This is a genomic window from Chryseobacterium sp. 22458, assembly GCF_052044975.1.
GTDB lineage: Bacteria > Bacteroidota > Bacteroidia > Flavobacteriales > Weeksellaceae > Chryseobacterium.
The window spans coordinates 76,699-88,934 of the sequence record NZ_JBQEOA010000006.1 but is presented as its reverse complement, the minus strand read 5'-3'; the positions used below and the strand labels follow the sequence as shown (position 1 = coordinate 88,934).

The following is a 12,236-nucleotide window of genomic DNA, read 5'->3' as shown; positions in this document are numbered from 1 at the left end:
AATTAAAATAAACCAAAATTCCATCGGCTTTAGCCAAAATTTAAAATTATCAAATACTCGTAAAAAGGCCATTATAAGACCCTGTTCTATTACCCTGCCTTAGAAAAATTATAAAATAATACTAAAAAGATTTATCTTTGCCCCAGAAAATTATGACAATACAAAGAGCACATATCAATGCAGAACTATTCGAAAGCCCTTCTAATAAAGGATTATTCGGATATGATGGGGTGATATGGAATGAGGCGAAATGTGCTGACTTTGGAAATTATTTACGGTAAACTTGTAAAAAATTAATCAGAATATAGCAGAAACGCCTCGATTTTTCGAGGCGTTTTTTGTTTTTTAGGTCAGAAATTATTTAGAATGAAAAAAAATAACCATAAACATGAAAATTTTTTAAATCAAAATGAACAATTAATAAGCAAATAAAGAGTGATAAGTAACCCGGTGAGAGACAGTCATTTAGGTATTTAAGGAATCCGCAAAGTATTGCGGACAGAACTTCCTTATGTTTAAAATTGAATTTAATTAATTGATTTTCAGATAATTGAATTTAAAATTTATTTGCGAGTTAAAAAAAATCATATTTACTTTGCAACCGAAAATTGAAAGCAACAGGTTTTCAGGATTCAATTAAAAATAATTTAGAAACAAACAAAAATAAAATGAAACAATTACACAACATATTCAATCTATACTCAGAACTATTCGGCCAGAAGCCGGCAGGAGGAATGTGTATTCTTGGAAGTGAAATTGTGGATGAAAGGTGCTTATATATGTGGGTCAGCTAATGATCTCTTACGTAAAAATAATATAAAGCGCCTCCCGAAAAGAGGCGCTTTTTTTATGGTTTCTCCCTGGCTTATCCGGTAAAATACCGGTCTGTGAAAACTGATATCAGGAGATAACCAGAATATAAAATCCCATGGCTCAATTGGTTAGAGCATCGACCTGATACGTCGAAGGTTGAAGGTTCGAGTCCTTCTGGGATTACAGATACAATCTCATAGCTCAAATGGTTAGAGCACCGGTCTTTTAAACCGGGGGTTGAAAGTTCAAATCTTTCTGGGATTACAAAGGTTCATGGTATGTTTCCGATCCGGCTGTCTCCCGGAGAAGAAGCAGAAATGAACCTCAGAACTGGAAAGATAACGGTGGTTGTTTACCTGCCTTGGACGCAGGAGGTCGCAAGTTCGAATCTTGCTTTCCAGACTATTGGTTCCATTAGCATAGTGGTAAGTGCATTCGGCTTTCTACCGGACGACAAGGGTTCGATTCCCTTATGGAATACAAAAGGTTTCGTAGCTCAAGCGGTTAGAGTATCGGTTTCATAAGCCGGAGGTTGAAGGTTCGAGTCCTTCCGAAACTACAGAAGATTTTGTAGCTCAATGGCAGAGCACCGGTCTGTTAAACCGGAAGTTGAAAGTTCGAGTCTTTCCAAAATCGCAACTAGTTAAATATTAATTGTTTCAGAAGAAAAAAGTGAAAGTTTGTCGGGAGCAGAAGATCTTTACGCCAAACACGAAAAATAAAGACAGGCTTTCCTTTTCTCAATCACAGTTAGAATTTAAATAGGCATATCATTTATAAATTTTAGGTAAAAATAGAGTTTGTTGAGCGCAGAAGTTCTTATATCAACAATTTTAGACAGACTTTATTTTTTTAATCTGATGGTTCGCCGAAGTGGAAGAGTCGGGGCGGTCTGCAAAACCGTTGTGTAAACTGAGTGGGTTTGAATCCCATAGCCATCTCAAAGAAAGGGAGATATGAGAAATACGATCACTCTTAAGAAATATCCTTTATTAATAAAAGAAAAAGGCTGTCGAGCGCAGACGATCTTTAGCCAAACATTCAATACAGACAGGCCTTTTCTTTTTTTATCAGGAATTTAATCCGGAAGTACGCCGAAGTTGGAGAGTCGGGGCAGACTGACATGAGGAACGAATTGAACGATTCCTTTAAAAAATGAAAATAAGCAGAGTTAAAATCTGTTGCTTCATAGCTGAGTAGGTTCGAATCCTACTACTTCCACACACCGCTGATAATGTAACGGCAGCATGCAGGAAATATACTCTTGTTGTTCAGGTTCGATTCCTGGTCAGTAGGTTTTAATGCTCTATTCGTCTAACGGTAAGGACGCCTGCCTTTCGAGCAGAAAACAAGGGTTCGATTCCCTTATAGAGTACTCAATGTGAATGAACTGGTCAATACTTAATTGACAATAATACCATGAAAGTTCAAATTTGAAAAATAAATTGGCCGGTTCTCATTCACAAAAAATAAGAAAAGAAGAGCTGTCGAGCGCAGAAGATCTTTACAAATAATAGCAGGCATAGTTTATAAATATAGACAGAGCTTTCTCAAACCTGAAATATAAACAATAGGTAACTGATTATTATTACATTACTTATAAAAATCTGCGGGAATGGTGGAATGGCAGACACTCTTGACTTAGGATCAAGCTTTTGGGGGTTCGAATCCCTCTTCCCGTACCACGAAAGATGAGCAATATTTAATGAGCAATGAGTAATATTTATGAATTATAAACAGACATAGAACAATTTAAAACATGTAGAAAAAATGGAAACGCAACAACAAACATGGCAGAATATGCACGGAAAAATTTTCCAGGACTCTATCACACAGCTGGTAGAAAAAGCCATCATTCGCGAATTAGCTGACGGACATCGTCTGAAGGTATGTGTGGGATCAGACTCTCATGTATACGGAGATGCTATCAATTATGCTACGGCAGTAGTATTTATTCGTGAAGGAAAAGGAGCGTTTACCTTTATCAGAAAAGAAAGAGAAATACAGAGTATCAGTATCAAGGAGCGAATGCTGAATGAAGTTAACAAATCCGTAGAGATTGCATACGCTATCTGTTCTGTATTGGATGCTTATGGTGTGGAAATGGAGGTACACGCAGACATTAATACCGACCCGGATTTCAAATCCAACGTTGCTTTGAAAGACGCAATGGGATATATTCTGGGAATGGGATATGTGTTTAAAGCAAAACCTTTTGCTTTCGCAAGTTCCAATTGTGCTGATATGATGGTGTAATATGAGGAGAAAGAAGGAAAGAAGCTGGAAGTTTTTAATGTTATGATAGTAACTTCCTGCATCCATCTTCGAACTTCCCTCCTAAAATATAAAAATTAAAACTAGTAACCATGTATTTTTTAATTCAGGCTAATGTATATTTAGATCCGGATCATCCTAAAATTTTTGATGCATTGGAAGAATTGAACATCGATTATGATGTCATTAACATTCCGCCAACTGCAGAAAAGATAGAGTTTGAAACAGACCGTAAGGATGTTTTCGTGTACGGTTCGGTAACCATTGCAAGACTGGCCAGACAAAATTCAGACTGGTTTCCTGGTTCTTTTTACGGAGGAAATCACCTGTATGAAGTGTATGCTCAGCATTATGGTGAAAATCTTCTGAATCATACAGTCTCCGTGCATAAAATCTCTGAAGGTCTGAGCTGGAAAGAAGGAGAAACAAAATTCATCAAACCTTACAGCGAAGCGAAGATCTTCACAGGAAGAGTATTCACAGAATCAGAATGGAAAGACTTTGTTTTTGAAGCATTAGAAAATAAAACCAATAGAATTACCCGGGAATCTCTCGTTCAGATTTCTGAAGCCAGGCGGACCATAAAAGAAGCCAGGCTCTGGATCGTAGGCGGACAGATCATCGATGGTGGATATTACAAATTTAATGACAATGCACCCTTTGAAGAAAAAGTTTCAGATGACGGATTCAGGTTTGCCAATGAAATGATTCAGATTTTCAATCTGGAAGAAGCCTTTGTAATGGATATCTGTTTAACGGATGAAGGCTGGAAGATCGTTGAAATCAACTGTATCAACAGCTCAGGATTTTACCCCAATACCAATGTGAAAAGTGTGATCAAAGCATTGAATATCTACTTTTCAAAATAAAAATTAATAATATGATTCACAATAGAATAGCCATTGTAGGCTTACATGAACAGGAATACGAATATATAAGGAAACATTATGATGGCCTCATGATCTGGCATCAGTCAATTCCGAAAATAAAAGTGATTGACGGAACATTATATGTCGAAAAAGCTCAGGGCGTTGGAATGCTTCCGGTAGACAAAATTGTCTATCACGGAATCTTTGAAGAAGATCTCGATTTCATTGCCGGACTGGCGTTGTGGAACGGGCCATGTTTTCCTGATGCTCATGGAATGCTTGATTGCAGACTGAAAATTCCTTGTCTGGCCAGAGCGATGAAATATTCAAAATTTAATTCTCCAAGAGGGTTTATTTCTGAAGGTGCTTATGTGAATACGGAAACCGAGATGGTCGCCAAATGGGGCAACTGGCATTGTGGAGAGAATAAACATAAGTTCGCAGGAAGCTGGGAAAGTACGGAAAATGCAGTTCTTGAACCTTATTTTGAAGGGGAAGCGGTAAGAATTTTACATATCGGTGGAAAATCCTGGCAGATAAAACTGGAAGGAGGCACATGGCTCAAGTCAATTCATCCTGATAATGCCGGATTTATGGAAATTGATCCTGAACTTCTGGAAGATACCCTGACTTTAAAAGAAAAGATAGGAATGACAGTGATTGCCAATGATTATATCGTTCAAAAGGATGGTACAAAACATTTGCTGGAGATCAATCACATTCCGAATATCACCAGATTTGAAGACGTAAGATTACATTTTCTGAAAACTGTGGTAGATTGGATTCATAAAAATTAAAACAATGGAAAGGACAAAAAGATTATTGTTTCTGGATGATATAAGATATCCTATTGAGACCTATCATTATACCAGACAGGATATTTTCCTCAGAAGCGATTGGCATATCGTTCGAAACTACGAGCAGTTTGTCAACAGGATTTTGGAAAAAGGACTTCCGGAAATCATCTCTTTTGACCATGACCTTGCAGATGAACATTATCTGAAACCGGACGCTAAGGAATTTATAGAAAAAACAGGCTACGATTGTGCAAAATGGCTTACGGAATACTGTATGGAAAACTATTTAGATTTACCCAAATTCTATTGTCATTCCATGAACCCTGTAGGAAAGAAAAATATTATCAGTCTTTTAGAAAACTTTAAAAATTGTAATGGATATTTTTAGATTGATTAACGATATCAAAGTACATCTGAAATTCAGTTTTGACAAAGTTGACAGGTGGTTTGAAAAAGATAAAGATACGTTGAACTATAAGCCTTCTAATGGAGGCTGGACAGTTCAGCAGATTTTGGAACATATTTATCTTACGAATTTCTACCTGCTGATCCTCATTGAGAAAGGAGCGAAGAAAGCAATGCGGAATAGCCTTGATCTTGATCTGGAATCTGAAATCAGAAACTACAGTTTCGATAAAGAATATTTTGAAAAAGTAGGCCAATATGGTGCCTTTGAATGGATAAGACCGGAACATATGGAACCGAAAGGAGAAATAGAATTAAGTGAAATAAGAAACTTAATTACTCAGCAGTATCATCAGTGTATGAGGTATTTTGATCTGATGAAAAAGGGGCAGGGCCTCCTTTACAAAACAATGATGACGGTGAATGAACTGGGAAAAATAAACGTGTATGAATATATTTATTTCCTCTCTCTTCATGCTCAGAGACACCTTACCCAGATGGAAAATAATGAAAGGGAACTATTAAAAAATTAAAGAAATGATTTTCAAAACATATAACTCTATAGAAAATGCTTACCAGACCCGTGTGATCGATCAGATCAGACTACAGGGTTTTGGGGATGAGGTTTTCATTGTACAGGAAAAAGTTCACGGAGCTAATTTCTCTTTCTTTACCGACGGAAAAGAAATTAAAATCGGAAAGCGAACTGCTTTCATCGAAAAGGATGAAAAATTTTTCAATGCACATCAGATTCTTGAACGCTACAGAAAAAATGTAATAGAAGTGTTCCGGAAGGTAAAAAACATGCATCCGGATATTGAAACTGTAGTGATCTACGGTGAATTGTTCGGTGGTGGTTACAAACATAAAGAGGTAGAACCTGTAAAAGATGCTGTGAAAGTGCAGAAAGGAATTGAATATGCCCCTCACAATGACTTCTACGCCTTCGATATTAAACTGAATGGAGTTACCTATTTAGATACGGAAATTATCAATCAGATTTTTGAGGAAACAGGATTTTTCTATGCAAGAACCCTTTTCCAGGGAACTTTGGAGGAAGCTTTGAGGTTTCCCAATGTTTTCAATTCCAAAATTCCCGGTTGGTTTGGCCTTCCTGAATTAAACAATATGTGTGAAGGAACCATTATCAAGACTTTAAAAACCAGATATTTCGGAAATGGCGCAAGAGTTATTCTGAAAAATAAAAACGAAAAATGGATCGAAAAGTCAAAAATGGTCAAAAAACAGGAAAAAACTGTTCAGAAACAGCTTCATTTCAGCGAAACCGCTCAAAATATCTGGGAAGAAATTCAAAGATATGTAACGGTAAACCGTTTGAATAATGTGGTGAGCAAAATCGGCGAATTCGAACCTAAAATGACAGGTAAGGTAATTGGTCTGTTTGCTCAGGATATTTTAGAAGATTTTGAAAAAGATTTCCCGTCAGTTTTTACTGCCATTGAAAAAGAAGAACAGAAAAGGATCAACAAAAAGTTGAATGCTTTGGTGATCAGTTTTATAAAAGAAGAGTTGATGACTCTTAAAGTTTAAGTTTCGGTAAATTTTTACCGGAACTTTTTTATGTGTAAACTTAGCCACAAAATGTTGAGCCCATTAATCATTCAGTAGGAGATCATTCCTTTCTGAAGAGATGGTAAATCAAAGATTTAAGGGCTAATTAAAAAATGAAAAAATGTTACAGGCAGAAATAAAAAGTCTTTTAAAAGAAGACATCAGTATATTAATAAAAGTTCCGAATTCCGGGAAACACTATTTATGCGATTGCGGAGAAGCAAGTTTATTGACGGTAAAAGAAGTACAGTCACTATCAGCGTTGTTTATCAGTCATACCCATATTGATCATTTTTCAAATTTTGACGGTATTTTCAGACATCAGATCGGAAGCGGAGAAAAAGTGGTGATCTGTGGCCCTGGGAATATCCATCAGCAGGTAGAAGCGAGACTGAAGTCTTACACTTGGAATCTGATAGACGAAAAAGCGATTGAATATGAGATCCGTGAGATCGTGTCAAAAGAAGAGATCCGTGTGTATACCCTTCGACCGCCTTACTGGAATCCAGAATTTGTAAAGACACAGGATTTCCTTTATGAAGATGAATATGTGAATGTTGATTTTGCCGTTCTGAATCACAAAACAGACTCTGTTGCGTATCTGTTCAAAGAAAAAGATTCAGTCACTTTTAATGAAAACGTTTCCGGATTCAGAAAAGGAAAATGGATCAGCGAACTGAAAGCAGCTTTTGAAAATCAAGATCCCGATAAGGAAATTGAGATCGAAGGAACCGTTTATAAAGCAGAAGAATTGTTTTCTCTGTTGACAAGGAATCCCGGTTATAAACTGGGTGTGATCATGGATCATGCCGCATCTGAAGAGAATTATGAGAAAATAAAAACAGTTTTTGAAGAAGTGGATCTGGTGTATATCGAAAGTTTTTACAAAGATTCCGATCAGGATTTTGCAACACTGAATTACCATAGTTTTGCTTCTGCTTCAGGAAAGATCATGAATGAATGTAAGGTGAAAGAAGCCATTCCTATTCACTTTTCCAGAAGATATACGGAAACCGACCAGGAAGAAATTGAAACCGCTTTTTATAAAGCATTTCACAAAAAATAATTAAAAATTTTATTAAACCCGAACTATAAAATGGAACTGTCATTCCTGAGGAGGAAGAATTGCCTTTCAAAATGAATATCAATACTAAAGTCTGTTTTTAACATGACATTGAGTGTATTGACCTTTTTATAGTTAAACAACAATTAAAAAAATGAAACCTAATATATTTTTTACAGCAGACCATCACTTTGGTCATGAAAATATTATAAAATTTTCCGAAAGACCCTTTGAGTCTATGGAACATATGAATGAAGAACTGATAAGAAGATGGAACGAGAGGATTGAACCCGGAGATACCGTCTACCATTTAGGTGATTTAAGTCTCGGAAAGCCGGATTTTACAAAAGAAATCTTAGACAGGTTAAATGGAAACATCCATCTGATCAAAGGAAATCATGAAGGTGCAGCATTGACCTATCCAAAACGTTTTGCTTCCATCAGAGATTATCACGAACTCAGAATTGATGACCCGGACAGTAATAACGGAAAACAGAAGATCATTCTTTTTCATTACGCCATGCGTACCTGGAACGGATCACACCGTGGAGTGTGGCAATTATACGGCCATTCACACGGAACGTTACCGGATGATGAGAGCGCTTTGAGCTTTGATGTAGGCGTAGACTGTCATGATTTCTATCCCATTTCCTACGAGGAAGTCAAAGAAATTATGAAGCAGAAAAATTGGGCACCTCCGTTTGGCCCGAGAGAGTGAGTGGAGGAACCGGAGATTAGGGAAATTGGAAATAAATGACATGGAAACTGCTGATCTCCCCAACCTCTGATTTTTAACACTAAAAACATGAAAACAACCAATGAAATACTAATTGTCGATCTGGAAGCCACCTGTTGGGATAATGACAGAATCCCGCATGCACAGAAAGTCGATATTATAGAAATAGGAATTTGCAGATTAAACTTAACATCAAAAGCAATTTCCCAGAAACAAAGCATCTATGTCATTCCGGAAAGATCAGAAATCAACAGATTCTGTACAAAGCTTACCGGAATTACACCGCAGCTGATAGAAGAAAAAGGAATTTACTTTGAAGAAGCCTGTGAGAAAATAAGGGATGAGTATAACTCAAAGCCGCTCACCTGGGCAGGATACGGAAATTTCGACGGCGAGCAGATCATTGAACAATGCGACTGGCTCGGAATTGAAAACCCTTTTTCAAAACACTACCTCAATGTGATGTATGAATTCAGAAAACATTTTCGGCTTCATAAATCGATGGGGCTCAAAAGAGCGCTGGATTATCTTAATATGGATTTTGAAGGAAATCATCACAGCGGAGCAGACGATGCTTATAATACAGCCAGAATTTTAAGTGAAATTCTGTAAATAGTCATCAGACTGGAAGGCTGAAGCAGGAGACTGGAAGTAAATTGATTTTATGAAAACTTTCCTCTTTCCGCATACCTCTTCCATCCTTTAACAATTAAATTTTTAAACAAGTGAAAACAACAGATAATATATTAATTATAGACCTTGAAGCAACGTGTTGGGAAAACCGCCCGCCCAGAGGTCAGGAAAGCGAGATCATTGAGATCGGTGTTTGTATTATGAATGCGAAGACCGGCAGGATTTCCAGGAATGAAGGGATTTTAATAAAACCCCAATTCTCAAAGGTAAGTCCGTTTTGTACAGAACTGACTACCCTTACCCAAAATAAGTTAGATAGTGAAGGGATAATGCTGGAAGATGCATTCGATATCCTGAGAGCAGAATACGATTCTGAAGAATTGACGTGGGCCAGCTACGGAAACTATGACCTGAATATGCTTCAGAGCCAGGCCAGAAGATTCTATATAGATTATCCGATGGGAGATGATCATATCAACGTAAAAACCTTATTTGGTGAACTTCATCCTGCCGTAAGAAAAAGTGTAGGAATGAACAGAGCTTTGGGCGAATTAGGATTTACACTTGAAGGTACCCATCACAGAGGAGTGGATGATGCGAAGAATATTGCCAAGATCCTGCACTGGTGTCTGAATCAAAATTAAAGGTATTCTCAAACAATATTTTTATATAGACTCTCTTGAAAAAGGGAGTCTTTTTGTAATCAGACTAATAACGCAATCCTTATTTTTTATTTGAAGATAAAATTTTCTTCAGTACTTTTAAGACATCATGAAAACAAGAATCCTATATACCACAAGAAATCAAAAAGCAATACTCGAAGAAAGCCGACTTCATGAGAATAATAGCTATCTTAAACATATCTATGCAGATGAGGTTTTGCAGAAAACAGAACTATGGGTCAGAGAACAGCTGGATTCCATTACTCTTTATCCTGATAAAAAAGAAAAAAGTTCAGATGAAGAAATTCTTTTAGCCCATGCTTTTTTGAGAAGTGTCCGGATCATAAGAATTGAAAATACTGGACAATATCAATTTGTTCAGGACAAACAATATAAAAATTTTCTTCCTGTGAAAGAAGAAATTTATCTCTCAGACTTTGATGACAGGAAAATAGCATCTTTTACTGTTAACCAATATGGAACAGACCTGAAAAAATACATTCACCTGAAAGAAGGAGGCTACCGTGAATTCAACTATTCTGACGGAAGGAAACCCTATCTGGATGAAGAATCATTTATAAAAAATATCAGTGAAGTTTTAGCAGAAAATAACAGTTCCGTTTCTCCGGATTATTACTTGAAATTTTCCCCGTTTTTCCCTTCCGGAGAAGAACTGAAACGGGAAGCCATACGTTATTTTTCCTTCTATGAGGATAAAGAAATCACATTTCAGGAAGCTTTTTTTGAAAGGGAATTTATTAAAAAAGTATATATACAGGATCAGCTTCAGAGAATTGATACTTTCAAAAGGCTTGAAATGAATCAAAGAGAGTATTTTATTGATGATCATCAGCCTTTTAAACGCTCAAAAGAAGACCTTAACTATCTCATCGATGTACATTATCTGAGAGAAGAAAAAAACGGCTTTAAAAAATGGGAGATTATACGATACAAAAAAAACGAAACAGAAGTAGATGAAAGAGAAATATGGGTGATGGATGCCCAGGGTAAACGTATATTTTACAAGGAAATAGACGACAGTACCGGAAACACTATACTCATCCGTAAATTTCCTCACTTTCCCGGATCGGTAAGTTCTCTTTCAACCTATTTTGAATATAACGCCGAAGGAAAACTTACAACAGAGGGTGTTGATCTGTATGATGACTGGGACGGTGATTATTACAGCGTAGACCAGATGCATCAGGACGGTTTTTTTGAATCGGAGTATGGAAGGTATTTTGTATCCGCTGATCCGGAAATTCCGGAAGTTAGCCAGCCGCTAAAGGTAACCGTTTATAAAAATCATCTGGATGAAGAGGTCTCTGAAAAAGATATAAAAGGACTCTATGAGTATTCTGAAGAAACATATAAAGGAAAAAGATTATTAAGAAGAAGAAAATACACAGCGTACTCCGGTAAGGATCTGAAAGAGCAAAAATATATAACCTTTACTTCATCTTATTATGATGATATGAAAGAGGTACCTGACTTTGAAACTTTTCATGATAATTCTGATAGAATCTATTACAACCGGAGAACAGTTAATCATTACATTCTGTATGATTTTATTACAAGAGACTATTGGGTAGGAAGAAATGCAGAATTTTCAGGAACTGTGGTATATGACAATTATTATAGAACCGTATCAGAAATAGTATACGATGCTGCTTCAGAACAATTGATCTCAGGAACCAAAACATTGTATGAACAGGTGTCACCTTTACTGGGCAGAAAGTATATTAAGGTAAATTTTAACAGACATGGGGAAGTAGAAAGCTATACAGATAACCGTTTTATATTTCCTGAACACCATTCCAAAGAAAAGTTTGAAAATAAACATTTTGGCAGCGAGCCGCTTTCCCAGGATTATTATAAAAGTCTGAAAGACCTTGTTCCGGAAAATCCGGCCTTTCCGTATTATGATTTCACGATAAGCAAAATGCTGTATGGGAATGAAACCGGAACAGAAAGTGAAATGACGCTCCTGATATCAGATTCAAAAATTAAAATAGCTGATGAAGAATATGTAACCTACCATTTTTTAAGCAATGAGGAATCTTTAGAAAACTATCTTACAAAGGTTCCGGATCTGGGATTACGATCTCAGATGTATTTCTCTAACATCAGCAAACAGAAAAATACCATTGAAACCGGTTTCTTTGGACTCGGAATCAAAGCCCGTTTTTCAATAGATTTGAATACCAGGGAAATAGACTGTCATAGCATAGAATCCTCTATGAAAGATGTAAGTTTCAGAAAAGTGATATCCGGAAAGGCTACAGATCTGTACCTTTTTTATACAGAGGATAGAAAAATTTTTGTTAACTTTTATTCAGAACTCCTGATAAACCTCCTGTTAAAAGCATAAAGTTTTGTTAAAAAATTCACTTTTAAGGGATTATTTAAAGC

The 12,236-nt window shown here is 36.5% G+C and carries 12 protein-coding genes and 9 tRNA genes; all 21 read left to right on the top strand.

Features of this window, described 5'->3' with window-relative positions; genetic code table 11:
• Positions 1–152 precede the first annotated feature (152 nt).
• The 21 genes from ACTJJF_RS19065 to ACTJJF_RS18965 all read left to right on the top strand — a co-directional run bounded on the left by ACTJJF_RS19065 (position 153) and on the right by ACTJJF_RS18965 (position 12,195).
• Positions 153–281, top strand: coding sequence for a penicillin-binding protein (locus ACTJJF_RS19065; RefSeq protein WP_440700673.1), 129 nt, complete (start codon positions 153–155; stop codon positions 279–281).
• A gap of 641 nt (positions 282–922) precedes the next feature.
• Positions 923–996 (top strand) — tRNA-Ile (locus ACTJJF_RS19060).
• A 7-nt stretch (positions 997–1,003) separates the two neighbouring features.
• Positions 1,004–1,077 (top strand) — tRNA-Lys (locus ACTJJF_RS19055).
• Between the two features lie 66 nt (positions 1,078–1,143).
• A tRNA-Pro gene (locus tag ACTJJF_RS19050) sits at positions 1,144–1,215 on the top strand.
• A 6-nt stretch (positions 1,216–1,221) separates the two neighbouring features.
• Positions 1,222–1,293: transfer RNA gene (locus ACTJJF_RS19045), tRNA-Glu, on the top strand.
• 5 nt (positions 1,294–1,298) lie between these two features.
• Positions 1,299–1,372 (top strand) — tRNA-Met (locus tag ACTJJF_RS19040).
• 5 nt (positions 1,373–1,377) lie between these two features.
• Positions 1,378–1,449 (top strand) — tRNA-Asn (locus ACTJJF_RS19035).
• Positions 1,450–1,672: 223 nt separating this feature from the next.
• Positions 1,673–1,754, top strand: a tRNA-Cys gene (locus tag ACTJJF_RS19030).
• Positions 1,755–2,116: 362 nt separating this feature from the next.
• Positions 2,117–2,188: transfer RNA gene (locus ACTJJF_RS19025), tRNA-Glu, on the top strand.
• Between the two features lie 234 nt (positions 2,189–2,422).
• A tRNA-Leu gene (locus tag ACTJJF_RS19020) sits at positions 2,423–2,498 on the top strand.
• Positions 2,499–2,583: 85 nt separating this feature from the next.
• Positions 2,584–3,069 (top strand): ribonuclease H-like YkuK family protein, encoded by a 486-nt coding sequence (locus ACTJJF_RS19015; RefSeq protein ID WP_440700672.1) that lies wholly within the window; start codon positions 2,584–2,586, stop codon positions 3,067–3,069.
• Between the two features lie 110 nt (positions 3,070–3,179).
• Positions 3,180–3,956 (top strand): ATP-grasp domain-containing protein, encoded by a 777-nt coding sequence (locus ACTJJF_RS19010; protein WP_312301975.1) that lies wholly within the window; start codon positions 3,180–3,182, stop codon positions 3,954–3,956.
• Between the two features lie 11 nt (positions 3,957–3,967).
• A complete protein-coding gene (locus ACTJJF_RS19005; protein WP_440700671.1) occupies positions 3,968–4,753 on the top strand; it encodes a hypothetical protein in 786 nt (261 codons plus the stop codon).
• Between the two features lie 4 nt (positions 4,754–4,757).
• Positions 4,758–5,141: a cyclic-phosphate processing receiver domain-containing protein gene (locus ACTJJF_RS19000; RefSeq protein WP_440700670.1), complete on the top strand. Its 384-nt coding sequence runs from the start codon at positions 4,758–4,760 to the stop codon at positions 5,139–5,141.
• A complete protein-coding gene (locus ACTJJF_RS18995) occupies positions 5,128–5,691 on the top strand; it encodes a DinB family protein (RefSeq protein ID WP_440700669.1) in 564 nt (187 codons plus the stop codon). Before ACTJJF_RS19000 ends, ACTJJF_RS18995 begins: the two co-directional genes overlap by 14 nt.
• A gap of 4 nt (positions 5,692–5,695) precedes the next feature.
• Entirely contained in the window at positions 5,696–6,709 is a 1,014-nt protein-coding gene (locus ACTJJF_RS18990; protein ID WP_440700668.1) for an RNA ligase, Rnl2 family, read from the top strand.
• A gap of 142 nt (positions 6,710–6,851) precedes the next feature.
• Complete coding sequence (locus tag ACTJJF_RS18985) at positions 6,852–7,796, top strand: peptidase (protein WP_440700667.1); 945 nt, start codon at positions 6,852–6,854, stop codon at positions 7,794–7,796.
• A gap of 151 nt (positions 7,797–7,947) precedes the next feature.
• Positions 7,948–8,511: a metallophosphoesterase family protein gene (locus ACTJJF_RS18980; RefSeq protein ID WP_440700666.1), complete on the top strand. Its 564-nt coding sequence runs from the start codon at positions 7,948–7,950 to the stop codon at positions 8,509–8,511.
• A gap of 87 nt (positions 8,512–8,598) precedes the next feature.
• Positions 8,599–9,141, top strand: a complete 543-nt coding sequence (locus ACTJJF_RS18975; protein WP_312301984.1) for a 3'-5' exonuclease — start codon at positions 8,599–8,601, stop codon at positions 9,139–9,141.
• A gap of 113 nt (positions 9,142–9,254) precedes the next feature.
• Positions 9,255–9,806, top strand: a complete 552-nt coding sequence (locus ACTJJF_RS18970; RefSeq protein ID WP_312301985.1) for a 3'-5' exonuclease — start codon at positions 9,255–9,257, stop codon at positions 9,804–9,806.
• 127 nt (positions 9,807–9,933) lie between these two features.
• Positions 9,934–12,195, top strand: coding sequence for a hypothetical protein (locus ACTJJF_RS18965; RefSeq protein ID WP_440700665.1), 2,262 nt, complete (start codon positions 9,934–9,936; stop codon positions 12,193–12,195).
• Positions 12,196–12,236: the final 41 nt, after the last annotated feature.